Below are 26,551 nucleotides of genomic sequence, written 5' to 3' on the forward strand. Positions count from 1 at the left end.
CCCATGGACACTTTGCAAAACATGCGCGCCTTCAGTTGTGTGGCCGAAGCCGGCAGCTTCACCGCCGCCGCCGTGCAGCTCGACACCACCACCGCCAACGTATCGCGCGCGGTCTCCAACCTTGAGGCCCACCTGCAAACCCGCCTGCTCAATCGCACGACCCGCCGCATCGCGCTCACCGAAGCCGGCAAGCGCTATCTGCTGCGTTGCGAGCAGATCCTCGCCTACGTCGAAGAGGCCGAAGCCGAAGCCAGCGAGGCCCACGCCCGCCCGGCCGGACAATTGAAAGTGCACACCATGACCGGCATCGGCCAGCACTTCGTGATCGACGCCATCGCCCGCTACCGCAAGACCCACCCGGACGTGACCTTCGACCTGACCATGGCCAACCGCGTGCCGGACCTGCTCGACGAAGGCTACGACGTGTCCATCGTCCTGGCCCGCGAACTGCCGGACTCGGGTTTCGTTTCGCAACGCCTGGGCATCACCTACAGCATCGTCTGCGCCTCGCCGGCCTACGTGAAAGCCAACGGCTGCGCACAAAAACCCAGCGACCTGCTGAACCACGCCTGCCTGCGCCTGGTGAGCCCGGTGATCCCCCTGGAAAAATGGGCCTTCGATGGTCCTGACGGTCAGGAAGTGGTCACTATCAACAGCTCCCCTTTCCTGGTGAACTCCGCTGACGCGATGAAAAGCGCGATCACCAGTGGGATGGGTGTCGGCGTATTGCCGGTGTACGCGGCGATTGAAGGCTTGCGCAACGGCTCACTGGTGCGGGTAATGCCGAACTACCGCTCGCAGGAACTGAACCTGTATGCGATCTACCCGTCACGGCAGTACCTGGATGCGAAGATCAAGACCTGGGTTGAATACCTGCGTGGTTCGCTGCCGGAGATATTGGCGGGGCATCAGGCGGAACTGGCGGCTTATGAGATGAGTGGGAGTTTGGGTGGAGCCAGGCTCGCGAACTGAGTTTACCGTCCTACAGACGGGGTGATTTGGGGGGACGTTTCCGACAAGTCGCGTCGGTTGTCCCTCGGAAACGAGGTAGATAGGCTTTTGGGGGTCGCTGACGCATCAGCGGCCGGGTCTGGAAAACCCGAAGTTCAGGATCACAGCCCATGACATAATGCGGCGTTTTTTCGCGACGTTATGGTAGCTGTACGTGGGAGACCTTCGGGTCTGCCGGGTTTGATCCTTTCCGGTTTTTCCAGTCCGCGTACAGCTGCCACCTCTTTCGCCTGGAAAACGAAAAATGGCAGCTCCTCCAAGACTTAAGGATCTATGCCATGAAAAAACTTACTCCGAATCCCCCCGAAACCAACGACACCTCGCCCTACGAATCCGCCGATTCAAACAAACTCCACGACGCCGCCGAACGCGCGCTCGACCACTACCTGAACCCTCTCCCGAAAAAATGCCCCGGCCGCAAACCGAGCGAAATGTTCCAGATTTCACCGGACATGGACGACGAAAGCCTGCTGGCCCACGCCTGCGAATCCCTGGCCTCGGCCAGCGTCATGGCCAGTGACGTGGCAGCCTATGTCGACTCACCACAGCGACACCGGATTCTGGGCATTCAACAAGTCATCATGCTCGCCGAGCTCGCCGTGAACCGCGTGCTGGATAACGTCGAAGTACAACGTCATCCCACACACAGCTAAGCCGCTCTGACCAAACCGACCTGCCAGCGACAACCGCATTCGCTGGCAGCTCGGATGGGACGCAGAGCGTCCCGGGCTGCATTCCCACGCAGAGCGTGGGAACGATCAAACGATGAGCGTTAGCTCAAGTTCGCTGTTCGCTTCTCACCACTCAAAACGATGAGCGTTAGCTCGAGTTCGCTGTTCGCTTCTCACCACTCAAAACGATGAGCGTTAGCTCGAGTAAGGCTTTTGACGTACCGGCCCCATCGGAAGGCTGAGTGGAGGGATTTATCCGGGGGTGGGAGCGCAGCGACCGTTTGGCGAAGCCAAACACATCGAGAGGAGGTGCAGCGAAGCAAACCGGAGGCGATGCCCCCGGATGAATCCCGGAGCGAAGGAACACCGAGCCTAGGCGAGGTGCCGAACGCCGGGGCCCAGCGTTTTGGTTACTTTGGGGCGTTTGCCAAAGTGACTCGCTGTAAAAGCGAAACCGCCAGCCGCAACCCCCGAAGCAACGGATATTCACCCAAAACCCCAAGAACCTGGTCGGCCCAGAGGCCGCCAAGGACAAGCCAAACCTGGCGAAGAATGTTAGCTTGCTTGGCAACCCAGAACAGCCGAGCCAAATGCCAATGAAAAAAACAGTCCTGGCCTTCAGCCGCATCACCCCGCCCATGATCGAACGCCTGCAACAAGAGTTCGACGTCATCGTCCCCAACCCGAAAAACGGCGACATCAACGCCCAGTTCAACGAAGCCCTGCCCCACGCCCACGGCCTGATCGGCGTCGGTCGCAAACTCGGCAAGGCCCAACTGGAAACCGCCGCCAGACTCGAAGTGGTCTCCAGCGTCTCCGTCGGCTACGACAACTACGACCTCGCCTATTTCAACGAACGCGGTATCATGCTTACCAACACCCCGGACGTGCTCACCGAAAGCACCGCCGACCTGGCCTTCGCCCTGATCATGAGCAGCGCCCGCCGCGTCGCCGAACTCGACGCCTGGACCAAGGCCGGCCAATGGCAGGCCAGCGTCGGCGCACCGCTGTTCGGTTGCGACGTGCACGGCAAGACCCTGGGCATCGTCGGCATGGGCAACATCGGCGCCGCCGTCGCCCGTCGCGGCCACTTCGGCTTCAACATGCCGATCCTCTACAGCGGCAACAGCCGCAAGACCGAACTCGAACAGCAACTCGGCGCACAGTTCCGCAGTCTTGACCAACTGCTGGCCGAGGCCGACTTCGTTTGCCTGGTGGTGCCGCTAAGCGACAAGACCCGCCACCTGATCAGCCATCGCGAACTGGCGCTGATGAAGCCGGATGCGATTCTGGTGAACATCTCCCGCGGCCCGGTGGTCAACGAGCCGGCATTGATCGAGGCATTGCAGAACAACCGGATTCGCGGTGCCGGTCTGGACGTCTACGAGAAGGAACCGCTGGCCGAGTCACCGCTGTTCCAGATGAAAAACGCCGTGACCTTGCCGCACATCGGTTCGGCCACCCACGAAACCCGCGAAGCCATGGCCAATCGTGCCCTGGCCAACCTGCGCAGTGCCCTGCTCGGCGAGCGTCCGCAGGATCTGGTGAACCCGCAGGTCTGGCGCGGATAAATAAATCGGGCAAGTATTGCAAAGTACTTGCCCGCACAACTTACAGCCAATACACACTTTGAAAATCAACACACCAACAAAATAAACTATCGCGCTATAAAATTTCCGGACTTATCAAATATAACGATAAACACTCCAGAGAATAGCCACCTTGAGAATTTCCAATACCGATCAATTAATCCGTTACAGCAAAGTCTGCCTGATGGCCTACATCAGTTTTTTTGGACTATTGGTGATGTACGGAAACCTGACCGACTACTCGGCAAACTATGTGTACGTCGGACATATCCTGAGTATGGATACCACTCAAATCAACGAGAACATACGTTACAGGGCGATTGAATCGCCCATGATGCACCATCGGATCTATTGGTTCATCATCACGACGGAAGCGATCTACACCGCCTATTGCCTGCTCGGCACTTATTATCTCTATCGCAAAGTCAATGAATCTGCGGCTGTATTTCACGAGGCAAAAAGGTTCTCGATCATTGGCTTGCTGATCGCAATCTTCACCTATTACGTTTGCCTGCAAACCATCGGTGTTGAATGGTTCGACATGGACACTTCACAAGTATGGAATGCGAAAGACTGGGCACGACATATTGTCGACTTCATATTGCCTGTACTGATTTTCATAACATTGAAAAACGAGCGCTGAATAGACAGCGCTCAAAGCCAAATCGATCTCAGGCCAACTTTCCATGCGTGGAAACAACTGCAACTGCGGGTTTACGAAACACCAGCACATTCCCCAGCATCACCAATACCAGCCCCGCCAATGCGGGTGCCGTCCATTGATAGCCTTCGGCAAAGGCCGAAACGTTCAAAGCCACCACCGGGAACAGCACCGTGCAATAGGCGGCGCGCTCCGGCCCCATGCGACCGACCAGCGTCAGGTACGCCGTGAAACCGATCACCGAACCCGGTATCACCAGGTACAGCAGCGCGCCGATGTAGCGCGACGTCCATTCCATCTCGAACGGAATGCCTTTGACCAGACACCACACCGAGAGCATCGCCGCGCCGTAGGCCATGCCCCAGGCATTGGTCGTCAGCGGCTTGAGGCCGGCCTTCTGTTGCAGGCTCGAGAGCATGTTGCCCGCCGAGAAACACAGCGTGCCGCAGAGCGCCAGGCCAAGACCGAGCAAGGTTTGCGGACTGGCGTGATGCCCGGCCAGCTCCGGCCAGAACAACAGGCCCAGGCCCGACAGCCCCAGCGCCCCGCCCATCAGCACATTGCGCGCGATGCGTTGGCCGAAGAACACCCGCGCATTCAGCGCGTTCCACAACGTTGCGGTAGAAAACACCACAGCCACCAGACCGCTGGGAATCCATTGGCTGGCGGTCAGGAAGCACATGAAATTGACACAAAACAGGCACAAGCCCTGCGCGGCACAGATCAGATGCCCGCGCCGATTCATCGGTTGCAGGCGACGGCTGAGCAGCAACAGCGCGAACAACACCAGCGCCGCGAGACCGAAGCGATAGACGATCGACACCGGAATCGCCACCACGCCCAGTTGCCATTTAAGGGCAATCCAGGTGGTGCCCCAGATCAGCACAGTTAACAAATACAACGACAGGTTCATGGCAGACACTCCTCGATTGGGTTTCAGTGTCCGCCTGCGCCTTCACCCCTCGCTTGCATAAACTTGCGCTTTTGTCGGCGTGCAGGCTGGCAGCGCAACATCTACGGAGTAGGATGCAAGGCGTTGAAGAGAACCGACCATGGCCGCCATCGATACCCTGCAAGTCTTTCAAGCCTTGAACAGCTCGCCCAACGCATGCCTTGTGCGCAGCGCCGAGCTGGGGGACGGCCTGTCCGCAGCCTTGTGGACCAACCACCACGACGCCCGCGACTATGACGCGCCGAGCCATCACACGCTCTCCTGCTACATCGCTGGCGGCACCGGCACGTTCCGCCGTGGCGCCCCCGGAAACAAAGGCAGTCCGGACAAGTTGTGCATCCTGCCAGCCGACCACGAGTCGGGGTGGGTGATCAATGGCGACATTCGCCTGGCCCACCTGTATTTCAGCGCCGAACAATTTGCCTTGGGTTGCGTCACGCTGCTGGATCGCGAGCCCCGGGAAATGCAGCTGCGCGAACAGACTTTTCTGGAAGATCCGCAACAGGCCCGACGGTTTCGCCAGTTACTCACTCTCAATTGGAACGAGCCTGGCGAGCGTCTGCTGACCAGCAGCCTGGCCCACGAACTGATCAGCCAAACCTTGTTGAGCCAGGTCGGCGTACGCCACGGCTTGCGTCTCAAGGGCGGGCTGGCGTCGCATCAACGTCGGCAACTGGTGGAGTTCATCGACAGCCAACTGGCCGAGCCGATCAGCCTCGGGCAACTGGCGGGGTTGTGTGCGTTGTCGGAATACCACTTCGCGCGGATGTTCCGGGTGAGCTTCGGACTGCCGCCACATCAGTATGTGCTGGCGCGGCGTTTGAGTCGGGCGCGGGAGTTGTTGCGGGGCACAGCGTTGCCGCTGGGGGAGATTGCCCTGGCGTGCGGATTTGCCAGTGCCAGCCACTTCACCAACCGCTTTCGCCAGGTGCTCGGTGGAACGCCCGGGGAGTATCGCCAGGCGTTTTTGCGCTGATCAGAACTCCAGCGTGCTCGACAACGAAATCTGTCGCGAGTCGCCCATCGACACGAAGAACCGGCTCGCCGCCGAGGTGTAGTAGGTGCGATCGAACAGGTTCTTCACGTTGAGTTGAAACTTGACCTTCTGCCCTTCAACCCTGGTGTCGTAAGTGGCGAACGCATCGGCCACGGTATAGCTCGGCAGATCGAAATCATTCACCGCGTTACCCGCTCGTTCACCGACATAGCGCGCGCCGGCGCCGACCCGAAGTTGATCGCCGCCGATCACGCTGCCGAAGTCGTAGACCGCCGACAGCGAACCGGTATTCTTCGCCACGTTTTGCAGCCTGTTGCCTTTGTAGTCCGGATCTTCCGTAACCTCGGCGTCGGTATAGGCGTAGCTGCCGATCATGCTCCAGCGGTCGCTGAGCTGACCGGTCAGATCCACTTCCAGACCACGGGAACGCACTTCGCCGGCAGCGCTGTAGATCGTGGTCGGGCCTTCGGCGTTGGCCACCAGCACGTTGCGTTTCTTGATGTCGAACAGCGCGATGTTGCCGGTGACACGCCCCGGAATGTCGAGGCGTGCGCCCAGCTCCCAGGACTTGGCTTCTTCCGGCGCGATGCTGCCGTCGAGCACGGTGCTGCTGCCGCTGAGCGGGGCGATGGTCGAGTTGGGTTTGAACGATTCGGTGTAGCTGCCGTAGAACGACAATGCGTCGGTGTAGCGATACACCAGACCTGCGCGCGGCACCCACTTCTGGCCGTTGCTGTCGGTGTTGGCCTTGAACGGCACGCCTTTGCCGGCGTACTGGTCGTATTCCTGGAAACGCCCGCCGGCCACCAGAATCCACTGGTCGTTGAGGTGGATCGAGTCCTGCAGGAACACCGAATCGCTGCGCAGTTCGTCGGTCTGCGCACTGTCCGCCGGGCTGACGGTGGTGCCTTCGACCTCACGACCGTACACCGGATTGACGTAACTGAAGGTGCTCAGGCTTTTCTGGCGGATCAGGTCGGCGCGGTAGATCTTGCGGTACTCGTCGTCGACGCCGAACACCAGGTCATGCTGCATGCCCAGCACGTTGACCTTGCCTTCGAGGCTGGCGGTGGTGAAGCGGTCGGTGCTGATCGCGCCCTGGGTGCCGTCCATGCTGCGGGTCAAGGTGCCTTTTTTTGTGTCGATCGCCGTTACGCGGACCTGGCTGGCGTCGTAGGTTTCGCGGTTCCAGCTGTAGCCGAAATGGGCTTTCCAATCGTCGTTGAGTTCGTGATCGGCCTCGAAGTGATAGAGATCCGAGCGCCCTTCCATGTCGTTGAATTTCTCGTCGAGACGCTCGTTGCGCGAGATGTCCAGCGGATGGTTGGTGCGCGGATCGATCAGGGTTCCACGATCGAATGGGGTCAGGAATTCACGGTGCTCGTAAGCGAACAACAGCTTGGTGCGCTCACCGTACCAGGCCAGCGACGGCGCGATCAGGGTTTCACGGTGGGTGCCGAAATTGCGCCAGTAATCCTCGTCTTCGTGGTCCAGCACCATGCGATACGCGAGGCCGGAATCCCCCAGCGCACCGGTGCTGTCGAAGGAGCCGCCGCTGCCATTCTTGCCGTCGCCGTAGGTCGAGCCGCGCAAGGTCAGCGCGTTGTACTGGGTCAGTTCGGGCTTCTTGCTGACCATGTTGACCACGCCGCCCGGGTCCTGAATCCCGTAGAGCAGCGAGGCCGGGCCCTTGAGCACCTCGACACGATCCACGGTCGCGTTCATGCCACGGCCCTGCACCACCGGCATGCCGTCGCGCATGATCGAGCCGTTGCGGTTGTCACCGAAGCCGCGGGTCATCACCGAATCCTGGGTGCTGCCCAAGGTGTTGCCCTGGGTGATGCCGCTGACGTTGGCCAGTGCATCATCAAGATTGCGCGGAGCCTGATCGCGAATGACCTGAGCCGCAATCACGTTGACGGTCTGGGGGATTTCCTGAAGCGAAGCGGAAGAGCGCATCACCGAACTGGTTTCCGGTGGCTGGTAGCTCATCGGCTGGTCGACCACCGAGGTGATGCTCGTCGCGCCGAGGTTCAACGCGCCTGCGGTCGGTTGCGGTTCGAGCGCCAGGGTATGGCTGTCGGTGCGGCGGAAGGTCAGGCCGGAGCCGGTGAGCAGACGTTGCAGCGCCTGCTCGGCACTCATCTGGCCGTTGACCGCTGGAGCAGTCAGGCCATAAGGCGCTTCATCGGTATAGACCACGCTCTGCCCGGTGACACGACTGAAATCACTCAGGGCCTGAGGCAACGGCTTGGCGGCCAGGGAAAAACTGAATTGCTTTTGTGGCTGACTGCTGACGGATTCAGCGGCCAGCGCCACGCTCACCGGCAACAGGGCCAATGCCGAAAAACTCAAGGCCGAAACGCCCAACCACTGTTTGACCGAACCCGATTTTGCCCTGGACTTCATTGCTCATGACCTGTGTAGAACCGCAACGGATGCGAATGACTCGCAGTTTCAGTCACTACACGGATGGCGTCCGGGTTTACCTCACCACAAAGTTGAAAATATTTTCAGCGCAGGATGATCAGCTTGCCCAACACCTGATGCTGCTCGAATCCCAACACCCCTTGCAGCGAGTTCAGCACCGCTTGCGGATCCTTGCTCGGAAAGCTGCCGCTGACCTTGCGCGCACCCAGTTCGTCGTTGAGCAACACGATCCGTCCGGAGTAATAACGCCGCAGATCCTGCACCACATCGGCCAGTGTCGACTTGTAGTAAGTCAGCCAACCCTGGCGCCAGGCCAGTTGAGCTTCGCTGTCCACCGCGTGGAGTTTTTCTGCAGTGCCGGCGCCGTACGCCACTTGCTGGCCGGCGGTGAGAATCTGCTGCTCGGCATCACGCGCCGCCGTCACGCCGACGCGCCCTGAAAGCACAGTGACTTGTGCGCCATGAGGTTGCAGGCGCACTTCGAACTGCGTGCCCAACACTCGCGCCTGGCCTTTCTCGGCCTCGACCACAAAGGGATCACCCGTGTGAGTCACGCTGAAGAATCCGGCCCCTCGGCGCAATTGCACATGCCGCTCGCCGTGACTGAAATCCACGGCGATGGCGCTGTCGGCGTCCAGCGTCACCTGTGATTGATCGGCCAGGGTCACGGTGCGGATCTCGCCCGGTGCCGACACGTAATCAGCGCCCAGATCATCGATCCAGCGCTGCGGCTGCCAACCGCTGCCGAGGCTGATCATCAACAGCAGACAGGCCGCCATCGCCAGCGCGCCGGCCCAACGCCGGACCTGCGGACGACGCGGCCGGTCCATCGCATCGAGCAACCCCTGCAACGCCAGCGCGTCTTCATCGGCCAGAGTGCGCGCCGGCCCTTCGCTCAATTCCCACACCACTTGCGCCTGGGCATAGGCCTCGGCGTGGGCCGGATCGGCATGCAGCCATTGACTGAAGGTCAGTTGATCACCGGTGCTCGGGCGGTCATGCAGCAGGCTCAGCCAGGCGAAAGCGGCCTGTTCCTGAGCGGGCGTCGGGATGACGCGGTCGGTGTTGTTCACGGTGCTTTCCCTGGCAGGCGTGGCGCGGGTTCGCGCAGGCTGGCCTTGCAGGCCTCGAGGGCGCGCATCATATGTTTTTCCACGGCGCTTTGGGACAGGCCCATGGCTTTGGCGATCTCGGCGTACTTGCGCCCGTGGATGCGATTGAGCAAAAAGATCTGCCGCGTGCGCTCGGGCAACGCGCGCAACGCCGCTTCGACATGGCGCAAATCGTTGCCCGCTTCGAGCGCCGCTTGCGGTTCGCTGGCGCTGCTGTCCGGCTCGTCCGGTTGCCAGCCTTCGTTGACCCGCACCCGCGCGCCTTCGCTGCGCAAATGATCGATGGCGATATTGCCGGCGCAGCGCAACAGATAAGTGCTGAGTTCTTCGACCTGCACCAGCGGTCGACGCCAGAAACGCAGGAACAGATCCTGCACCAGATCCGCTGCCGTCGCCCGGCAACCGACGCGCCGGCTCACCAGCGCTTCCATCTGCGAACGCTGGGACAGGAACACCTGAAGAAAATGCGCACGGGCGCCGTGGGGTTCGTCGTCGCGGTGCTCGGGAGGATGGCCGATCAGCATGTCAGTTCAAGGCCCATGCAGCGACCGGGCTGGCGAGCAGGCTCAGTCCGGCCATGGTCAAGGCCAGGCGTGGGCGATAGGGCAACAACAGCACCAACGTCAGCGCACTGAGCATCAACACCGCGCACCAGTCGACCAGACCAAAACTCCAGCCCTTCATGGCAACCGCCGCCCACAGCGACAGCCCCAGCAACAGCCAGCCTGCGAGTTTCAAACCTTGCCGACGGCGAGTCGAAGGTTTGTGGCCCAGCAGTTCTTCATGATGCCGAGGCATCGCCAGGCACAGCGCCGTGAATGCGCAATAACAGAGCAACAGCGCCAGCAGCATTCAGTTCGCCCCCTGCTCAACGGTGAGCGACCGGGCGTTTTGGCGGGCTGGCTTTTGCACGCTGACGGTGTGTCCGGCGCGCTGCATTTTCCGGGCGGCCCAGGCGAGAAAGAGGCCGCCGCCCAGACACGTCAGGTCGAAACCGGCCAAAACCCAGTCGCCTTCAGGCACTGTCACGCCGAGGTGATACGGGGAGGTCAAACCGTTAAGAAGCGGAACCGCGATAAACAGTGCAGCCCCCAGCGACAGCTGTTCGACCCAGGCCTTGCGCCCCGGCCGCAACATCGCGTGCACCACGCTCAAGCCCCAGGCGATGAAAAACGCGTTCACTTCCCAATCGGCACGCCCGGCCAGACTCACCGGCAGCACACGATTGGCCCAGAAGAACACGGCGACCGCCGCCACCAGCCCGGCCATGCTGGCAATGTTCAGCACTTGCACCAGCCGCAACTCGAAGGGCATCACACCGCTTTTGATGTGTTTGAGCTGACGCTTGCCGAGCCAGATCACCAGCCCGGTGCCGATCATCGCCGTGCCCGCCAGACCACAGATGAAATACAGCCAACGCAACACCGGCCCGGCAAAGTGGCCCATGTGCAAACCGTAGAAACTGCCGGCAACCGCCATCGCCATTGGCTGATCGGGCGTTGTGCCGATGACTTGTCCGCTGACACCGCTGAAGGTCAAGGCGCTGCCGGAATCACTCACCACACGGTCGGAGCCCGCACGGGACATCACCACCGAGGCATTGGCATCGCCCGGATTGTTCACGCTGATACGCCCGACACGTCCACCCGACCATTGCTCACTGGCCGCCAGCAACAGGGGCGCCAGCGGTGCCAGTGTCGCCGGTTGATTGGCCCGTTCAGGAATGCTGGATTCGGGAAATACCTCGTCGTAAAACGCTCGGACGTTGTTGCCGTACGAAGCCAGAATGCTCGCCGGCATCACCATCGACATGAAGATCACCAGACTGCTGTAGGTGATCATCAGATGAAACGGCAACACCAGCACACCCACCGCGTTGTGCCCGTCGAGCCACGAACGCTGGCCCTTGCGCGGGCGGAAGGTGAAGAAGTCCTTGAAGATTTTCTTGTGGGTGATGATCCCGGTGATCAGCGCGACAAACATCACCATCGCGGCGATGGTCGAGAGCCAGCGGCCCCACGGATAAGGCATTTGCAGCTGGAAGTGGAATCGGTAGAAAAACTCGCCGCCCATGCTTTCCCGAGGCTGCACTTCGGCACCGGTTTGCGCGTCGAGGGTCTTGCGGGTGAATGCGCCGCGCTCGCCGGGTTTGGCTGATGTCTGCTGCCAGCCCACGCTCAGCCCGGGATCGCGGGCGTCGGGCAGGCCAATGATCCAGCGCGAAGCGTCGGGGGCGTTTTGTTGCAGATACTGCTGGGCCAGCGTCAGGCTTTTTTCGGCATTCAATGGATGGGCCGTGATCTCCGGCTGCATCCAGTGACTGATTTCGTCTTTGAAATAAGCAAGTGTCCCTGTCAGAAAAATCGCGAACAACAGCCAGCCGAAAACCAGCCCGGTCCATGTGTGAAGCCAGGCCATCGCCTGCCGGAAGCCCTCTTTCATGCCAGACCCAGACCGCGCGCAGCGCCGGACACGGTCGCCAGAATCACACTCGGCACCAGCAGACCGACCCACGCCGACCACGCCGTGCGACAAGCGAAACACCAGAGCACCGCCACCAGATAGACCAGGAACGAAACGGTCATGCCGGTCACCACCGCCTCGGCGCGGTTCAGCGGCAGCCACAACGTCAGCGTGACACTGGCCAATGCCGCGACCAGATAGCCGCCGAACACCGCCGCGAGCACCCGCGAAGTGACGGCCAGACGATAGGACAGGGGAAGTGTGGCGAGTTTGGCTTTCATGTTTCGACCCTGAAACGGTTAACGCCCGGCCAACACGCCGGACGACAGGCGAGCAATATTAATGATAAATATTCTCATACGCAAAAGAGTCTGATTGCCGGGCATCACCGACAGCCCTACAATGCGAACCATTCTTGTTCTCTAACGCATCCCGCATGCGCCCGGAGTAATGCCGTTGTCGTCCGCCCATCCTGTCGAATCGCTCTATCAGGCCCATCACAGCTGGCTCACCGGCTGGCTGCGGCGCAAACTCGGCTGCCCGGACAGCGCCGCCGATCTCGCTCAGGACACCTTCATCCGGGTGCTGACCGCCCGCGAGCCGCCAGTGATTATCGAACCGCGCGCATTCCTCACCACCCTGGCCAAGCGCGTGCTGTTCAACCATTACCGCCGCCAGGACCTGGAGCGCGCCTACCTCGACACCCTCGCGCAGATGCCGGAGATGGTCGCGCCTTCGGAAGAAGAGAAAGCCATCATCCTGCAAACCCTGATGGAGCTGGATCAGTTGCTTGATGGCCTGCCGCGCGTCGTCAAACGGGCATTTCTGCTGGCGCAGGTCGATGGCCTGACCTATCCGCAGATCGCCGCCGAACTGGGCATTTCCGTGGCCACGGTCAAACGTCATCTGAACAAGGCAGCGATGCGCTGCTACTTCGCCCTGTGAACCCGTCGATGGATTTTTCCGCGCAGGTCGCCGAACAGGCGGTGCACTGGTTGCTGGAAATGCAGCAGGGCCAATTGAGCCCGCGTCAGCAACAAGCCTGGCAACAATGGATCGATGCCCACAGCGAACACCGCCGCGCGTGGGAGCACATTCAACGGGTCAATTCGCGGCTGCGCGGATTGTCATCGCCACTGGCCCACGCCGCACTGAATGCGCCGAAGTCCGGCAGCCGTCGTCAGGCGCTGAAGTTGTTGCTGATTCTCGGCGCCGGTTCGGCGGTCACCTGGGGCATGCGCGAGCACAATCCGTTGCCATCGCTGCTGGCCGATTACCGCAGCCCGATTGGTCAGCGGCGCAAGATCTCGCTCGGCGCCGACGGCCAGTTGCAGCTCAACACCGCGAGCGCGGCGGATGTCCGGGGCGATGGTTTGATCCGTCTGCTCGAAGGCGAAATGCTGCTGACCGCCACGCAATCCTTCGACGTGCAAACCGCCCAAGGCGTGCTGAAAACCCAGGGCGCGCGAATAAACGTACGGCAGTTTGCCGACCGCACGCAGGTTGCACTGTTTGAAGGTCGGGTTGAACTGAACGTGCCAAGTCGCGCGCCGATGCTGCTGCCGGTCGCCCGACAACTGAGTTTCAGCACCACCTCCATCAGTGACGCCAAACCGTTGGACGCCAACAGTGGCGCCTGGGCCGACGGCATGCTGGTGGCCGCGCACATGCGCCTGGGCGACTTCCTCGACGAACTCGGTCGCTACCGTCGCGGGCAGCTCCATTGCGATGCGAAAGTGGCTGACCTGCTGATTTCCGGGACTTATCCACTGGACGACAGCGAGCGGATTCTCGATCTGCTGGAAATCAGCCTGCCGGTGAAAGTGAAGCGTTTTACTCGCTATTGGGTGACGGTCGAAGCCAAGGTTTGATCAGCCGTAAAAATAAATGAGCCGTTTTTCAGATCTGGCGTGACAGAGAAGGAAAGCCCCCTTGATTCAACCTTCTCAGGACCGTCCTCCATGCACCCCACCCGTCTCACGCCGCTGGCCCGAACCCTGCGCAACCTCGTCCTCGGCGCCAGCCTGAGCCTCAGCGCCCTGCCCCTTGCGCAAGCCGCCGATACCAAGGCTTATCACATCGCCCCGTCGACGCTGGAAAACGCCCTCAACCAGTTCGGCCGTGAAGCCGGCGTGCTGATCTCGTTCGGCTCGCAAGTCACCAGCGGTGTGCAAAGCCGTGGTCTGGAAGGCAACTACACAGCGGAACAAGGTCTGAACGCGCTGCTCGAAGGCACCGGCCTGCAAGCCCGCGCCGAGGGTGGCAATGCCTTCAGCCTGCAGCCGTCGAACGACAACGCCCTGGAGCTGGACACCTCGAAAGTGGTCGGCGACTGGCTGGGCGAGGCGGCGCAGGTCAACGTGTTCGAACATCCCGGTGCCCGTGACGTGATCCGCCGCGAAGAGTTCGAACGCCAGGGCGCGACCCAGGCCCGCGATGTGCTCAACCGCATTCCCGGCGTCAACGCCCCGGAAAACAACGGCACCGGCAGCCACGACATGGCGCTGAACTTCGGCATTCGCGGTCTCAACCCGCGCCTGGCCGCACGTTCGACCGTGTTGATGGACGGCATTCCGGTGCCCTTCGCCCCTTATGGCCAGCCGCAGTTGTCGTTCGCGCCGATCAGCATGGGCAACATGGACGCCGTGGACGTGGTGCGGGGCGGCGGCGCCGTGCGTTACGGCCCGCAGAACGTCGGCGGCGTGGTCAACTTCGTGACCCGGGCGATTCCGGACGAGCCGACCGTCAAGGGCGGTTTCCAGACTGAAACCAGTCCATCGTCCAGCCATGACGGCTTCAAGACCAGCGCCAACCTGCTGGCCGGCGGCACCAATGCCAACGGTCTGGGCGGCGCGTTGCTGTACTCCGGCACTCGCGGAGGCGACTGGCGTGAGCACAGCGATACAGAAATCGACGACCTGATCCTCAAGGGCAAATACCAACTCGACGAGGCCAACAGTTTCAACGCCATGGCCCAGTATTACGAAGGCAAGGCCGACATGCCCGGCGGCCTGAATGTCGCCGATTACGATGCCGATCCGTATCAGTCGACCCGGCCAAAAGACCAGTTCTGGGGCCGTCGCACGATGTTCAATGTCGGCTATCGCTATCAGGAAGACCGCCGCGAATTCACCGCCAATACCTTCTTCACCAAGACCCTGCGCAGCGGTTACCTGGATCAGGGCACGTTCCTGTCGCTGTCGCCGCGCGAGTATTGGGTGCGCGGTCTGGAAACCCGCTTCGCCCAAGGCTTCGACCTCGGCGCCACCAGCCATGAAGTCGGCGTCGGCTATCGCTACATCAACGAAGCCGGCCACGAACTGCGCTATCGCACGCCGATCAGCAGCAACGAATACCCGACCACCAACAGCCGCAATGACCGCGACACTCGCGGCGGCACCGAAGCCAATGCGTTCTTCGTCGATGACCGGATCGACATCGGCAAGTGGACGATCACCCCGGGCGTGCGCTACGAGATGATCGAGTCGCAACAGACCAACAATCTGACCAACGTCAAATACAAGGGCGACTACAACACCGCACTGCCGGCGTTGAACGTGCTGTATCACCTGACCGACAGCTGGAATCTGTACGCCAACACCGAAGGCTCCTTCGGCAGCGTGCAATACAGTCAGATGCCCAACCGCGTCAGCAGCGGCGAAGTGAAACCGGAGAAGGCCCGCACCTGGGAAGTCGGCACCCGTTACGACAACGGCGCGCTGCGAGCGGAGATCGGCGCGTTCCTGATCAACTTCGACAACCAGTACGAAAGCAACCAGACCAATGATTCGGTGATCGCACGTGGCGAAACCCGCCATCAGGGCATCGAGACCAGCGTCAATTACGCTCTCGACGACTTGAGCCCGGCGCTGGCCGGCTTCGACGTCTACGGCACTTACGCCTATGTCGACGCGACCATCCGCGAAGACGGGCCGAACAAGGGCAATCGTGTGCCGTTCTCGTCCAGGCACAAAGGCACGATCGGCGTCGGTTACACCGAAGGGCCGTGGAAACTGAACCTGGACAGCAGCTTCCAGAGCGACCAGTTCGCCGACAACGCCAACACCTCGAAAGAAAGCGCCGACGGCAGCACCGGCAAGATCCCGGGCTACATGCTGTTCAGCAGCCGCGCCGGTTATGACTTCGGGCCGCAGCTGTCGGACCTGAACGTGGCGGTGGGGGTGAAGAACATCTTCAACACCCAGTACTTCACCCGCTCGTTCGATGACAACAACAAAGGCAAGTATGTCGGTGAGCCACGCACGGTATACGTGCAGACCTCCGTCGCTTTCTGATCCCTGCTGAAAACAGAAAGGGCCTGCAATTGCAGGCCCTTTCTCATTGGGTGGCTTGGAAAATCAGCGTATCAACTGTTGATCGCTGCCTGTTCGTTCTCGTCAAACTCTTCCGCCAACAGCTTGTCATTGGCTTTGCTTGTGAATGGCACCACAGCGGCTCGCGGTTTGCCGCGCAGTTTGCCAAACAGGTGCTCCAGCGCGTGCTCCAGTTTTTCGGCTGCACCATCGATCGCCTGTTCCAGCGAATCGGCTTTGTGGGTAACGGAAATCGGTTGATGGCCTTTTGGCCGCGCTTCCAGTTGGCAGCGCAAATCATGAGGACCTGGTTTGTCACCGTTCTCGTCGCTCAGATGGACTTCGACACGGGTCAGGTCTTCCTCATAACGGTCGAGCGTGCTCTCAATTGTGGTTCGTACCCACTCCTCCAGTCGTTTGCTGCTTTGAATATGGTTGTCGCTGTTGACTTGGATTTGCATAGTTCATCCCTTATTTCAGCTAGCTCGCAAGAGGCCTGGAACAGGATTTCGTGACCTCTTGATTACAACAATCGGCCCGCCGGACGAACATTTCAACCCCTTAAAAAAGATAAATATTCATTCGCAAAAAAAGCCGGACAACCGAGTAAAGCGCTGGTAAGGTCGGGAGTTGGGTCGCCCCGCCACCCCGAAAAATCTGCTCACAATTGGCCATCACCCAACGGGTGCAGGCTGCGAAAAATCCCCGCTTCTTCCACCAGCCAGTCATGCACCGCCCGTACGCCCGGATGGCTCAGGGCCCCCGGCGCATAAAGCAATACATAGCGCTTGTGATTGGGCACCGAAATCCCGAACGGCACGATCAATGTCCCCCGCTCCAGCTCGTCGTTGAGCAGCGTGCGCCGGGCAATCGCCACGCCCATGCCGGCAATCGCCGCTTCGATGGTCAGGTGGTTGCGATTGAACGTATGCCCGCGCCGCACATCCGCGCCCTCGAAACCGATGGCATTGAGATAAAACTCCCACTCCGCGTATTCATAGCTGCCGCGCCAGGCGGTGATGTCGTGCAGCAGCGGGAAATGCACCAGATCCGCCGGCCCGTGCAGCGGCGGCCGTCCGCGCAGCAGGCCCGGCGCGCACACCGGGAAAATCTGCTCGTCGAGCAAGGCTGTGGATAACAGTCCCGGATAACTGCCGTCGTTCAGGTCGATGGCCAGGTCAAAATCCCCTTCATGCAACGGCACGCTGCTGTCCTCGGCCACCAGCCGCAACTGGATGTCCGGGTATCGCTGTTGCAGGCGCGGCAGGCGCGGGGTCAGCCACTTGCTGAGGAACGACGGAATCGAACGGACCCGCAGAATCCCGCTGATCATCCCCGCATCCAGGCGACGCAATTCCGCGTCGATGCTGCCGTAAGCCTCGTTGACCGTGATCGCCAGTCGCTGTCCTTCCGCGCTCAACTCCACGCCCCGCGCACGGCGATGAAACAGGCGAAATCCCAGCCGCTCTTCCAGCTGTCGGATTTGCTGACTCACCGCCCCCGGCGTGATGTGCAGTTCTTCGGCACAACGGGTAAATGACAGGTGCCGCGCGGCACAGGAAAACACCTGCAGCCATACGTAAGTCTGGGCATGCAATTGACGACTCATGGTTTAGTCCTGCTAAAGGCTTACTTAGGAAGTTTCGTTAGTCACGTTGAAGCGAGGTAGGCAGTATCGCCGACATTGCGCTTGTCCTACAAAAAATGGCAGCGATTCCTACTCCATTGCTTGTAAGGGTTTAGCATGGCTATCAGTGTTTTCGATCTATTCAAAGTCGGCATCGGCCCGTCCAGTTCCCACACCGTCGGCCCGATGCGCGCCGCCGCGACCTTCGCTCAAGCCCTGATCGACCAGCATTTGCTGAACGATGTGCAGCGGGTGGAAATCCGTTTGTACGGCTCGCTTTCGGCCACCGGCGTCGGCCATGCCACTGACCGCGCAACGGTCATGGGTTTGATGGGCGAATGGCCGGACAGCATCGATCCGTCGACCATCGAGCCACGCATCCAGCAACTGCGCGAAACCGGCCAACTGTCTCTGGCCGGTAAACGTTCAATTGCCTTCAACTGGCAGCACGATCTCCTGCTGCTGGACGAGAGCCTGCCCTACCACCCCAACGCCATGTCGCTGACAGCCTTCGGTGCATCCGGCCAACTGTTCGAGCAAACGTACTACTCGGTCGGCGGCGGTTTCATCATCGAAGCGGCCGAAGCCGAATCGGGTGTGGCGCCGGCCGGCGACGTCGAGTTGCCTTACGAATTCTCCAGCGCCGTCGAACTGCTGGCGCTGTGCAAGCAGCACAACCTGCGGGTTTCCGAACTGATGATGGCCAACGAACGGGCCTGGCGCAGCGACGCCGAGATCCGCCAGGGCCTGCTGCACATCTGGTCGGTGATGCGCGAATGCGTCGAGCAAGGCTTGCGCCACGAGGGCATCCTGCCCGGCGGTCTGAATGTGCCGCGTCGTGCGGCGAAATTGCACCGCAGCCTGCTGGAAATCGGCAAGCCGAACGTCATCAGTTCGACCCTGTCGGCGATGGAGTGGGTCAACCTGTTCGCCCTCGCCGTCAACGAAGAGAACGCCGCCGGCGGGCGCATGGTGACCGCGCCGACCAACGGTGCCGCCGGGATCATCCCGGCCGTCCTGCACTACTACATGAAATTCAATCCGGATGCGTCGGACGACGACGTGGTTGCGTTCTTTCTGGGCGCGGCAGCGGTCGGCATCCTGTGCAAGAAAAACGCCTCCATTTCCGGTGCCGAAGTCGGCTGCCAGGGTGAAGTCGGCTCCGCCTGTGCGATGGCCGCTGCGGGTCTGGCCGATGTGCTGGGTGCAACCCCGGAGCAGCTGGAAAACGCCGCCGAAATCGGCCTTGAACACAATCTCGGCCTGACGTGCGACCCGGTTGGCGGGCTCGTACAGGTGCCGTGCATCGAGCGCAACGCCATCGCTGCGGTGAAGGCGATCAACGCCACGCAAATGGCCCTGCGCGGTGACGGAAAACACTTCATTTCCCTCGACCGGGTAATCCGCACCATGCGCGATACCGGCGCCGACATGCATGACAAATACAAAGAGACTTCACGGGGCGGCCTGGCCGTGAGCTGGGTGGAGTGCTGAGGAGCGCTCCCTGACCGCCCGTAACACGTGAGCCCGAGCAAGAATAATAACGAGGCAAAAACGATGACCGATGTACGCACACCTGCTGCCGAAAATCCCGCTGTAGACCGCACACGCAATAACGAAACCGCCCACAAGGGCTGGAGCAAGTTCGACACCACCTGGATGCTCGGCCTGTATGGCACCGCCATCGGCGCCGGCACCTTGTTCCTGCCGATCAACGCCGGTGTCGGCGGCTTCTGGCCGTTGCTGATCCTGGCGGTGCTGGCGTTCCCGATGACCTTCTTCGCGCACCGGGGCCTGACCCGCTTCGTGCTGTCCGGCCGCTCCGGTGACATCACCGAAGTGGTGGAGGAACACTTCGGCATCGGCGCCGGCAAGCTGATCACGCTGCTGTATTTCTTCGCGATCTTCCCGATCCTGCTGGTGTACAGCGTGGCGCTGACCAACACCCTCAGCAGCTTCCTCGAACATCAATTGCACATCGCCCCACCGCCACGCGCGGTGCTGTCGCTGGCGCTGATCCTCGGCTTGATGGCCATCGTCCGCTGCGGTCAGAGCGTGATCGTCAAAGCCATGAGCGTGCTGGTCTATCCGTTCGTCGCCGCGCTGCTGTTGCTCGGCATCAGCCTGATTCCCAACTGGAACGGCGCATTCTTCGCCAGTGCTCAAGAACCGATGGAAATGTCGGTGTTCCTCAAGACCCTGTGGCTGGCGATCCCGGTGATGGTGTTCTCGTTCAACCATTCGCCGATCATTTCCGCGTTCGCGGTTGAGCAGAAACAGCGCTATGGCGAACAGGCCGAACGCAAGAGCAGCGGCATTCTCGCCATGGCTCACGGCATGATGGTGGTGACGGTGATGTTCTTCTGCTTCAGCTGCGTGCTGGCGCTGTCGCCGGCAGACCTGGCAGCGGCCAAGGCGCAGAACATTTCGATCCTGTCGTACCTGGCCAACCACTTCCAGACCCCGGTCATCGCTTACGCTGCGCCGTTGATTGCGCTGGTGGCCATCACCAAATCCTTCCTCGGCCACTACATCGGCGCCAGCGAAGGCTTCCAGGGCATGATCGTCAAAAGCCTGCGCAGTCGTGGCCGGGTGATGTCGGCGAGCTGGCTGAACCGTGCGACCGCACTGTTCATGATCCTCAGCTGCTGGGCCGTGGCGACCTTCAACCCGAGCATCCTCGGCATGATCGAAACCCTCGGCGGGCCGGTGATTGCCTGCCTGCTGTTCCTGATGCCGATGTACGCCATCCGCCGTGTGCCGGCCTTGCGCCAGTATTCGGGCCAGGCGTCCAACGTGTTCGTGGTGTTGATCGGCCTGATTGCACTGTCTGCGATCATCTACTCGGTTCTGCCCTGAAACGGGCCGCAAACGAAGAAGGCGAGCCAGGGGCTCGCCTTCTTTTTGGCCGGTTTCATTGTTCGACAATATTCCCGGCATGTCCCTTGCTACATCGCTGAAGGAGACAGGACCACGGAAAGGCCGATGGTCAGGTTTGGCGAACCAACCCGATCAAGGCCGGTCAACAACTGCACGTTCAATCAGGCGGTGACGCATCATGGACAATCCTTTTCAGATCATTACCGATGCCTTCGCGCCGGACTATCAGATCAACCTGAGCATTCAGGGGCTCGACGGCAGCATCATGCTGACCCTCTCCAAAAGCGGGCGGATCGTCGCCAAACGGATGATCAGCGCCGAACAGCGCAATGACCCCAAGCGCCTCAAACGCCTGGTGCAAAGCATTCAGTTCGGCATTGCCATCGAACAGGGCCACAGCGCCATGGCGGTACTCGACGCCATGACACGCGGCGACGCAATCACCCCGCCACCGCGCGGGGTCAAGCACCAGCCCCGGCCAGCCGCGGGCCTTTAGAGTTCGCCCTTCTCTACTTCCGGGTGTTCACTGGAGCCCGTGCCGATCTTGCGGTGCGGGTTCTCGATCTTCACCGAAGGGAATTGCGACGAGGCGTAACGCACCACCAGGATCGAGAACGCCAGCAGCAGAATCCCGCCGCACAGGTAGATGATGCCCATGTCCGGCGGATTGTGGTGCGAGACGTTGGAGATCAGCAGGCGCGTCAGTGCCGTGATCGCCACGTAGATCAGGAAGCGCACCGGCATGTGGTTGGTCTTGAAGTAAATCCCGACCATCGCCCCCAGTTCCAGATAGATGAACAGCAACAGAATGTCATCGATCTTGATGTGCCCTTCCTCGAGCATGCCGAGAAATTCCATCACCGCCGCCCATGCGGTTACCGCACCAATGGCGAACAGCGCCAGGTAGTGGAAAGTCTCGACGAACAGGTTGCCCAGGGACTCGGCCAGTTGATGCACGTTTTGCCGCAGTTTCTCGGCCCAGTTGATTTTCACGATGAAGGTTCCTTAGCCCGGTTCGAGCGGATGTTGCTTGCTGGACGTGACGGTTATTGCGCACGTACACAGATGCATGCAGAAAAGAGGCCACGCCATCATGGCGAGCCGCCGCGAAACCTGCGCCGTGGCGTTTGGTCGCACCTGTGCGCAGGCGTCGGGCTGACAAAATCCGAATCCGGTCTACATTAAAAAGCCACTACCCAAAGCGCAGGGATTCGCTTATCCTTTTCGCTGTATATAGATACAGTAGTCGCAAAGACAACTTAATGTGAAGGCATGTGAGGTGGTGAATGGCCGTCGAAGTGGTATACCGCAGCAGCCGAGATCTGGAGCGCTTGTTCATGGATAAAGCCGAAGCTGACCGTCATGACAAAATGCTCGAACTGGCCGAACTGTTGGCCGAAGTGCTGGAAAAAGCCGTTCCTTCGTTGAGCGAGCAGCAAGTGGAAGAAGTCGGGATCTTCATGGCGAAGAACCGCGATGTGTTCGCCCGGGCGTTCAAGAGCCAGCCTGATGCCCTGTCGGAGCTGATCAACGCACCGGCGGCACCGGTTGTGGCGACCGAAACGGCCGAAGTGGCCGAACCGGCAGAAGCGCCAGCCAAACCCGCCAAGGCAGCAAAGGCTGCGAAGTAATCGACACCTGAATTGCAGCCTCTGAATTGAATAGCCCCTGAGTTGAAAGACTCAGGGGCTTTTTCATGCCCGGACAAACCTCAGCGGTACAACACCTTTTCCGCCAGCTCGTCTGCCACCCGCGCAGGTGAACGCTTTTCTGCCTGGGCGTGGGCGAAGACTTCGGTCAGGCGCGAACTGATCTTCGACAGGTGCGCGGTGATGGTCGTCAGTTCTTCGCCACGATGCTTGAGGGAAACGTAGATCAGCCCGCCGGCATTGATCACGTAATCCGGCGCATACAGGATGCCGCGTCGTTCCAGTTGATCGGCGACATCCAAGTGCGTCAGCTGATTGTTGGCCGAGCCCGCCACCGCCGAGCAGCGCAACTGGGTGACCGTGTGGCTGTTGAGCACCCCGCCGAGGCCGCACGGCGCGAGGATGTCGCACGGCGTGCTGAGCAAGGCGTCGTTGGCAATCGGATGGGCGTTGAGCTGCTCCATCGCCAGTTGCACCTTGCCGTGATCGATGTCGCTGACCAACAACTCGGCACCGGCTGCGTGCAACTGTTCAGCGAGGGCATAACCAACGTTGCCCAGCCCCTGAATCGCCACGCGCAAGCCTTCGAGGTTGTCGCTGCCCAGCCGCGCCATGGCCGTGGCGCGAATTCCGGTGAACACGCCCATCGCCGCATGCGGCGCCGGGTCGCCGGCGGAGGTGGTGCTGGTGACATGCTGGGTCTGCTGGGCAATGCAGTCCATGTCCGCCACCGAAGTGCCGCTGTCGATGGCGGTGATGTAGCGCCCGTCGAGCTGATCGATGCAACGACCGAACGCCTCGAACAGTGCGGCGCGGTTTTCCACATGGGCCGGCCGCACGATCACGGCCACCCCGCCACCCTGGGCGAGTCCGGCCAATGCAGCCTTGTAGCTCATGCCCTGGGCCAGGCGTATGGCGTCCTCGACTGCGGATTCGTCGTTCGGGTAGGCAAGATAACGACACCCGCCCAGGGCAGGCCCGAGGCGACTGTTATGAATGGCAATGACCGCCTTCAATCCGGACACCGGATCAACGCTAAGGTGCAGCGATTCCAGGCGAGTGCTTTGCATGAGAGCGAACATCGGCAGGCTCCCGAATCACTTCTGGTAGACGCCAGTATAGGCTTGCGCCTGAAAATTGCTGAAGCGCGCCGGAATAAGCGCCGCCACTGATCACCGGGTTGTGGCATAACCCGATGGCAGAGCGGCCCGGCACTGGACGAATGGCAAAGACGGGGCTAAAACGAGGCATGCCCCGGAGATTGAGATGAGTCCGCGCCAACGTTTTTTCGAATGTCTGCACCGTTCACCGCCCGCGCTGTTCGAAGCCGCGTTGTGGATGGCCGCCGAACACGACAAACAAGCCGATCCCGAAGCACTGCTGCAGGACTTCAAGGAGCTGCAACAGCGGGTCAGCTATGGCTTGCCGTTGCTGCCGGTCAGCGAACTGGCGCAACCTTTGTTGCGGCGGATGACCGATCTGGGCTTCGCGCAAGATGATTTCATACCGCTGCGCCCACAGGCCGCAATGGTGCACAAAGTCATGCAGACCAAACGCGGCCAGCCGCTGGCGCTGGCATTGATCGCTCTGGAACTGGCCCGTGGCCTGGAGATTCCGCTGGTCGGGGTGAACTTCCCCGGACATTTCCTGCTTAAGGTTCCCGGGGCCGATCACCTGCTCGATCCCTGCGGCGGACGGCGTCTGTATCCGAACGACTGCCGTGAACTGCTACACCGCCAGTACGGCCACCAGATGAAACTCAGCGCCGACCATCTGCTGACTGCCGAACCGGTGCAGATGCTTCAGCGCCTGTCACGCAACCTGCGCCAGTTGCACCTGACCCACGACGACTTCATCGCCGCGTTGATCGATGCCGAGCGCGTGCTCGAACTGGGCAATGCCAGCGCCGCCGACTATCTGGCCCGGGCCAGTCTGTACCAGCGCCTCGATTGCCCAAACGCCGAGCGTTTCGATCTGGAGCACGCGCTATTGCTCAGTGACGACCCGATTCAGCGACTTCGCCTGACGGAACGGCTGGGGCATCTGCCACCGAACGCGGTTGTCCACTGAACAGCGCAGTGGCTGGCGAACGCACCTGAATGATCAGCAACGCCGCAATCACCGCCGGAATCGCGCAGAAAAAGAAAATCTGCTCCACTGGAATGTGCATCGCCAACAACAGGCTGCCGAACAGCGGCCCGAGAATCGACCCGAACCGCCCGACTCCCAACGCCCAACCGGTGCCGGTGGCGCGTACGTGGGCCGGATAGAAATTGCTGGCGAACGCATTGAGCGTCAGTTGCCCGCCGATGATGCAGAAGCCCGCCGCAAACACACAGGCCACCAGATAGCGCGGACTGTCGTGATTCAGGCCCAGCAGGATCGTGCACACCGCCGCACCCGCCAGCACGCCGGACAGCAGGCGCACCTTGCTCTTCAGCCGGTCGGCGAACCACGCCATGCAGATCGCGCCCAGCGTACCGGCGAACAGGAACATCGACGTCACCAGATTCGCTTCATTGAGCTTCAGGCCACTTTCCAGTAGCAGCGACGGCAGCCAGCTGATCATGAAATACAGCAGGATCAGGCTGACGAAAAACGTGGCCCAGATCAGTAAGGTCGGGCGGGCGTAACCGTTGCGGAACAACTCCACCACGGTGAGTTTGCTGCCCTGCTCGCGCTCGTTCTGCTCGACCGATGCAGCGGGCGGTTGCCAGTCCGGAAGCATCCGTGCGGTGACCTTGCGCAGGCGCGCATAGGGCGGCGCGTCACGCAGCAGGCGTGGCAAGGATTCCGGCAGCATCCACCAGAGAAACGGAAACAGCAGCAACGGCGTGACACCGCCGGCGAGGAACACTGCCTGCCAACCGAAACGGTCGATGAAACCGGCCGCGACAAAACCACCCGCCGCACCGCCGAATGAAAAGCCGCACGCCGCCAGCGTGACCATCAACGTGCGCAGGCGAGGCGGTGAATATTCCGACATCAAGGCCATGGCGCTGGGCATCGCACCGCCCATGCCGATGCCGCAGATGAAGCGCGCGATCATCAGGGTATTCAGGGAATCGGCGAACACCATCAGCACGGTGAGGCTGGCATAGATCAGTACACAGGCGAGCAAAATCCGTCGAACGCCGAAGCGGTCGGCCAGCGGCGTAACAGCAAGGGAGCCGAGGGTCAGCCCCAGCAGGTTGGCGCTGAACACCGGGCCGAACGCGGACTTTTCCAGACCCCAGTCCTGCGCCAGCGCCGGCACCACGTAACCGAGCACCTGGGCGTCATAGCCGTCGGTGACCAGCAGCAAGGCAAGAAGAATCAGGAGTAACCACTGAAAGCGGGACACAGGACGGGCGTCGAGTGCCGCCCGGAAGCTGGCAATCTGGTTGTGCATCGCAAGGTACCTGTTTTGTTTTTATGATTTTTTGGTCACAGCGCATATCGAGAGATCGTTCCCACGCTCCGCGTGGGAATGCATCCCGTGACGCTCCGCGTCACACTGGGCACAGAGCATCCTTGGCAGCACACCCACGCAGAGCGTGGGTGTGCTCAGTTATTTCGGCGTGTCCGGCTGATTCGCCGGATGCGCCGCAATGAACGCCGGATGCTCAGCGGCCAACGCGGCCACCCGACGAATCCGTGGATACGCCTCCAGCGAAACGTTGAACCGCTCGGCCGCGTACAACTGCGGAATCAGGTACACGTCCGCCACGCACGGCCACTCGCCGAAACAGAAGCCGCTGTCGCCGATCAACTGCTCCACCGTCGTCAGCCCCTGACTGATCCAGTGGCCGATCCACTCGGTCACCTGCGGCTCGTCATGCCCCAACCCGCGCAGGCGATTGAGCACGCTGACGTTGTGCAGCGGATGCACGTCGCAGCCGATCACCGCCGCCACGCCGCGCACCTGGGCGCGGGCAACGAGGTCTTCGGGCAGCAACGGCACCTGTGGATAACGTTCTTCCAGGTACTCGATGATCGCCGGCGACTGAATCAGCAGCTTGTCGTCATCAGTGCGCAAGGCCGGCACCCGGCCCTGGGGATTGATCGCCAGGTACGCCGGTTGCCGATGCTCGCCACCGGGCGGTGCGATCAGGTTGACCGGCAACGCCTGATAGTCGAGGCCCTTGAGTGCCAGCGCGATCCGCACCCGGTACGACGAGGTGGAGCGGTAATAGGTGTAGAGATCCATGAGCCGC

Annotated in this window: 25 protein-coding genes and 1 pseudogene; 13 read left to right on the forward strand and 13 right to left on the reverse strand. The window is 61.1% G+C overall.

The features are described from left to right. Positions 1–3: 3 nt before the first annotated feature. From BMZ46_RS07030 to BMZ46_RS07045, 4 genes are all read left to right on the forward strand, one after another. Positions 4–972, forward strand: coding sequence for a LysR family transcriptional regulator (locus tag BMZ46_RS07030; RefSeq protein WP_039769420.1), 969 nt, complete (start codon positions 4–6; stop codon positions 970–972). Positions 973–1,289: 317 nt separating this feature from the next. After that, positions 1,290–1,664, forward strand: coding sequence for a DUF6124 family protein (locus tag BMZ46_RS07035; RefSeq protein WP_039769418.1), 375 nt, complete (start codon positions 1,290–1,292; stop codon positions 1,662–1,664). A 614-nt stretch (positions 1,665–2,278) separates the two neighbouring features. After that, positions 2,279–3,253, forward strand: coding sequence for a 2-hydroxyacid dehydrogenase (locus tag BMZ46_RS07040; RefSeq protein ID WP_039769412.1), 975 nt, complete (start codon positions 2,279–2,281; stop codon positions 3,251–3,253). 151 nt (positions 3,254–3,404) lie between these two features. Beyond that, complete coding sequence (locus BMZ46_RS07045) at positions 3,405–3,914, forward strand: DUF2165 family protein (protein WP_039769411.1); 510 nt, start codon at positions 3,405–3,407, stop codon at positions 3,912–3,914. A 28-nt stretch (positions 3,915–3,942) separates the two neighbouring features. Here the strand turns inward: BMZ46_RS07045 and BMZ46_RS07050 are convergent, their stop codons facing one another. After that, a complete protein-coding gene (locus BMZ46_RS07050) occupies positions 3,943–4,845 on the reverse strand; it encodes a DMT family transporter (protein WP_074691716.1) in 903 nt (300 codons plus the stop codon). A 139-nt stretch (positions 4,846–4,984) separates the two neighbouring features. Between BMZ46_RS07050 and BMZ46_RS07055 the strand changes: the two genes are divergently transcribed. After that, positions 4,985–5,860, forward strand: coding sequence for a helix-turn-helix domain-containing protein (locus BMZ46_RS07055; protein WP_039769408.1), 876 nt, complete (start codon positions 4,985–4,987; stop codon positions 5,858–5,860). On the opposite strand, the gene BMZ46_RS07060 is transcribed toward BMZ46_RS07055, so the two are convergent. The 6 genes from BMZ46_RS07060 to BMZ46_RS07085 all read right to left on the reverse strand — a co-directional run bounded on the left by BMZ46_RS07060 (position 5,861) and on the right by BMZ46_RS07085 (position 12,167). Continuing rightward, positions 5,861–8,290 (reverse strand): TonB-dependent siderophore receptor, encoded by a 2,430-nt coding sequence (locus BMZ46_RS07060; protein ID WP_074691719.1) that lies wholly within the window; start codon positions 8,288–8,290, stop codon positions 5,861–5,863. It abuts the gene before it with no gap. A 104-nt stretch (positions 8,291–8,394) separates the two neighbouring features. Continuing rightward, positions 8,395–9,384 carry a FecR family protein gene (locus BMZ46_RS07065; protein ID WP_074691722.1) on the reverse strand — a complete coding sequence of 330 codons (990 nt, stop codon included), beginning with the start codon at positions 9,382–9,384 and terminating at the stop codon, positions 8,395–8,397. Then, entirely contained in the window at positions 9,381–9,947 is a 567-nt protein-coding gene (locus BMZ46_RS07070; RefSeq protein ID WP_074691725.1) for an RNA polymerase sigma factor, read from the reverse strand. The genes BMZ46_RS07065 and BMZ46_RS07070 overlap by 4 nt, the downstream gene beginning before the upstream one ends. 1 nt (position 9,948) lies before the next feature. Then, the gene (locus tag BMZ46_RS07075; protein ID WP_074691728.1) at positions 9,949–10,275 is read right to left on the reverse strand and encodes a DUF3325 domain-containing protein; all 327 of its coding nucleotides are present in this window, start codon (positions 10,273–10,275) and stop codon (positions 9,949–9,951) included. After that, positions 10,276–11,865, reverse strand: a complete 1,590-nt coding sequence (locus BMZ46_RS07080) for a PepSY-associated TM helix domain-containing protein (RefSeq protein WP_074691730.1) — start codon at positions 11,863–11,865, stop codon at positions 10,276–10,278. After that, positions 11,862–12,167, reverse strand: coding sequence for a DUF3649 domain-containing protein (locus BMZ46_RS07085; protein WP_039769401.1), 306 nt, complete (start codon positions 12,165–12,167; stop codon positions 11,862–11,864). The genes BMZ46_RS07080 and BMZ46_RS07085 overlap by 4 nt, the downstream gene beginning before the upstream one ends. Before the next feature lie 175 nt (positions 12,168–12,342). On the opposite strand from BMZ46_RS07085, the gene BMZ46_RS07090 reads away from it, so the two are divergent. The 3 genes from BMZ46_RS07090 to fecA all read left to right on the forward strand — a co-directional run bounded on the left by BMZ46_RS07090 (position 12,343) and on the right by fecA (position 16,181). Further along, the gene (locus tag BMZ46_RS07090; protein ID WP_039769707.1) at positions 12,343–12,831 is read left to right on the forward strand and encodes a sigma-70 family RNA polymerase sigma factor; all 489 of its coding nucleotides are present in this window, start codon (positions 12,343–12,345) and stop codon (positions 12,829–12,831) included. A gap of 8 nt (positions 12,832–12,839) precedes the next feature. After that, on the forward strand, positions 12,840–13,757 hold the full coding sequence (locus tag BMZ46_RS07095) for a DUF4880 domain-containing protein (RefSeq protein ID WP_371855250.1): 918 nt from the start codon (positions 12,840–12,842) through the stop codon (positions 13,755–13,757). A 90-nt stretch (positions 13,758–13,847) separates the two neighbouring features. Further along, on the forward strand, positions 13,848–16,181 hold the full coding sequence (gene fecA, locus BMZ46_RS07100) for a TonB-dependent Fe(3+) dicitrate receptor FecA (protein WP_074691736.1): 2,334 nt from the start codon (positions 13,848–13,850) through the stop codon (positions 16,179–16,181). A gap of 71 nt (positions 16,182–16,252) precedes the next feature. Here fecA and BMZ46_RS07105 read toward each other — a convergent pair whose 3' ends face one another. Together BMZ46_RS07105 and BMZ46_RS07110 are read right to left on the reverse strand one after the other, a co-directional pair. Continuing rightward, positions 16,253–16,660, reverse strand: a complete 408-nt coding sequence (locus tag BMZ46_RS07105) for an HPF/RaiA family ribosome-associated protein (RefSeq protein WP_011332524.1) — start codon at positions 16,658–16,660, stop codon at positions 16,253–16,255. 200 nt (positions 16,661–16,860) lie between these two features. Continuing rightward, complete coding sequence (locus BMZ46_RS07110; RefSeq protein WP_011332523.1) at positions 16,861–17,808, reverse strand: LysR substrate-binding domain-containing protein; 948 nt, start codon at positions 17,806–17,808, stop codon at positions 16,861–16,863. 135 nt (positions 17,809–17,943) lie between these two features. Here BMZ46_RS07110 and BMZ46_RS07115 point away from each other — a divergent pair, with 135 nt between their 5' ends. From BMZ46_RS07115 to BMZ46_RS07125, 3 genes are all read left to right on the forward strand, one after another. Next, positions 17,944–19,320, forward strand: a complete 1,377-nt coding sequence (locus BMZ46_RS07115; protein WP_074691739.1) for an L-serine ammonia-lyase — start codon at positions 17,944–17,946, stop codon at positions 19,318–19,320. Positions 19,321–19,383: 63 nt separating this feature from the next. Beyond that, positions 19,384–20,685 (forward strand): HAAAP family serine/threonine permease, encoded by a 1,302-nt coding sequence (locus tag BMZ46_RS07120; protein WP_074691742.1) that lies wholly within the window; start codon positions 19,384–19,386, stop codon positions 20,683–20,685. Positions 20,686–20,884: 199 nt separating this feature from the next. Continuing rightward, entirely contained in the window at positions 20,885–21,202 is a 318-nt protein-coding gene (locus BMZ46_RS07125; protein WP_064382489.1) for a DUF3509 domain-containing protein, read from the forward strand. Here BMZ46_RS07125 and BMZ46_RS07130 read toward each other — a convergent pair. Beyond that, on the reverse strand, positions 21,199–21,699 hold the full coding sequence (locus BMZ46_RS07130) for a phosphate-starvation-inducible protein PsiE (protein ID WP_007957255.1): 501 nt from the start codon (positions 21,697–21,699) through the stop codon (positions 21,199–21,201). The two genes, BMZ46_RS07125 and BMZ46_RS07130, sit on opposite strands and share 4 nt — an antisense overlap. A gap of 293 nt (positions 21,700–21,992) precedes the next feature. Here BMZ46_RS07130 and BMZ46_RS07135 point away from each other — a divergent pair. Further along, a pseudogene (locus BMZ46_RS07135) lies at positions 21,993–22,250 on the forward strand (YebG family protein); the annotation flags it as partial. 167 nt (positions 22,251–22,417) lie between these two features. Here the strand turns inward: BMZ46_RS07135 and BMZ46_RS07140 are convergent. Next, positions 22,418–23,437, reverse strand: a complete 1,020-nt coding sequence (locus tag BMZ46_RS07140) for a Glu/Leu/Phe/Val dehydrogenase family protein (RefSeq protein WP_011332519.1) — start codon at positions 23,435–23,437, stop codon at positions 22,418–22,420. A gap of 184 nt (positions 23,438–23,621) precedes the next feature. On the opposite strand from BMZ46_RS07140, the gene BMZ46_RS07145 reads away from it, so the two are divergent. Further along, positions 23,622–24,425 (forward strand): SirB1 family protein, encoded by an 804-nt coding sequence (locus BMZ46_RS07145; protein ID WP_074691745.1) that lies wholly within the window; start codon positions 23,622–23,624, stop codon positions 24,423–24,425. Here BMZ46_RS07145 and BMZ46_RS07150 read toward each other — a convergent pair. Further along, positions 24,349–25,746, reverse strand: a complete 1,398-nt coding sequence (locus tag BMZ46_RS07150; protein ID WP_074691748.1) for an MFS transporter — start codon at positions 25,744–25,746, stop codon at positions 24,349–24,351. The two genes, BMZ46_RS07145 and BMZ46_RS07150, sit on opposite strands and share 77 nt — an antisense overlap. 159 nt (positions 25,747–25,905) lie before the next feature. Continuing rightward, a complete protein-coding gene (gene maiA / locus BMZ46_RS07155; RefSeq protein ID WP_074691752.1) occupies positions 25,906–26,544 on the reverse strand; it encodes a maleylacetoacetate isomerase in 639 nt (212 codons plus the stop codon). Positions 26,545–26,551: the final 7 nt, after the last annotated feature.

Source organism: Pseudomonas sp. NFIX49 (assembly GCF_900115915.1).
GTDB classification, from domain to species: domain Bacteria; phylum Pseudomonadota; class Gammaproteobacteria; order Pseudomonadales; family Pseudomonadaceae; genus Aquipseudomonas; species Aquipseudomonas pharyngis.

Coding starts and splice junctions, on each gene's coding strand:
- BMZ46_RS07030 (WP_039769420.1), top strand. CDS start 4: ATGGACACTTTGCAAAACATGCGCGCCTTCAGTTGTGTGGCCGAAGCC.
- BMZ46_RS07035 (WP_039769418.1), top strand. CDS start 1,290: ATGAAAAAACTTACTCCGAATCCCCCCGAAACCAACGACACCTCGCCC.
- BMZ46_RS07040 (WP_039769412.1), top strand. CDS start 2,279: ATGAAAAAAACAGTCCTGGCCTTCAGCCGCATCACCCCGCCCATGATC.
- BMZ46_RS07050 (WP_074691716.1), bottom strand. CDS start 4,845: ATGAACCTGTCGTTGTATTTGTTAACTGTGCTGATCTGGGGCACCACC.
- BMZ46_RS07055 (WP_039769408.1), top strand. CDS start 4,985: ATGGCCGCCATCGATACCCTGCAAGTCTTTCAAGCCTTGAACAGCTCG.
- BMZ46_RS07060 (WP_074691719.1), bottom strand. CDS start 8,290: ATGAAGTCCAGGGCAAAATCGGGTTCGGTCAAACAGTGGTTGGGCGTT.
- BMZ46_RS07070 (WP_074691725.1), bottom strand. CDS start 9,947: ATGCTGATCGGCCATCCTCCCGAGCACCGCGACGACGAACCCCACGGC.
- BMZ46_RS07075 (WP_074691728.1), bottom strand. CDS start 10,275: ATGCTGCTGGCGCTGTTGCTCTGTTATTGCGCATTCACGGCGCTGTGC.
- BMZ46_RS07080 (WP_074691730.1), bottom strand. CDS start 11,865: ATGAAAGAGGGCTTCCGGCAGGCGATGGCCTGGCTTCACACATGGACC.
- BMZ46_RS07085 (WP_039769401.1), bottom strand. CDS start 12,167: ATGAAAGCCAAACTCGCCACACTTCCCCTGTCCTATCGTCTGGCCGTC.
- BMZ46_RS07095 (WP_371855250.1), top strand. CDS start 12,840: ATGGATTTTTCCGCGCAGGTCGCCGAACAGGCGGTGCACTGGTTGCTG.
- fecA (WP_074691736.1), top strand. CDS start 13,848: ATGCACCCCACCCGTCTCACGCCGCTGGCCCGAACCCTGCGCAACCTC.
- BMZ46_RS07105 (WP_011332524.1), bottom strand. CDS start 16,660: ATGCAAATCCAAGTCAACAGCGACAACCATATTCAAAGCAGCAAACGA.
- BMZ46_RS07110 (WP_011332523.1), bottom strand. CDS start 17,808: ATGAGTCGTCAATTGCATGCCCAGACTTACGTATGGCTGCAGGTGTTT.
- BMZ46_RS07115 (WP_074691739.1), top strand. CDS start 17,944: ATGGCTATCAGTGTTTTCGATCTATTCAAAGTCGGCATCGGCCCGTCC.
- BMZ46_RS07120 (WP_074691742.1), top strand. CDS start 19,384: ATGACCGATGTACGCACACCTGCTGCCGAAAATCCCGCTGTAGACCGC.
- BMZ46_RS07125 (WP_064382489.1), top strand. CDS start 20,885: ATGGACAATCCTTTTCAGATCATTACCGATGCCTTCGCGCCGGACTAT.
- BMZ46_RS07140 (WP_011332519.1), bottom strand. CDS start 23,437: ATGTTCGCTCTCATGCAAAGCACTCGCCTGGAATCGCTGCACCTTAGC.
- BMZ46_RS07145 (WP_074691745.1), top strand. CDS start 23,622: ATGAGTCCGCGCCAACGTTTTTTCGAATGTCTGCACCGTTCACCGCCC.
- BMZ46_RS07150 (WP_074691748.1), bottom strand. CDS start 25,746: ATGCACAACCAGATTGCCAGCTTCCGGGCGGCACTCGACGCCCGTCCT.
- maiA (WP_074691752.1), bottom strand. CDS start 26,544: ATGGATCTCTACACCTATTACCGCTCCACCTCGTCGTACCGGGTGCGG.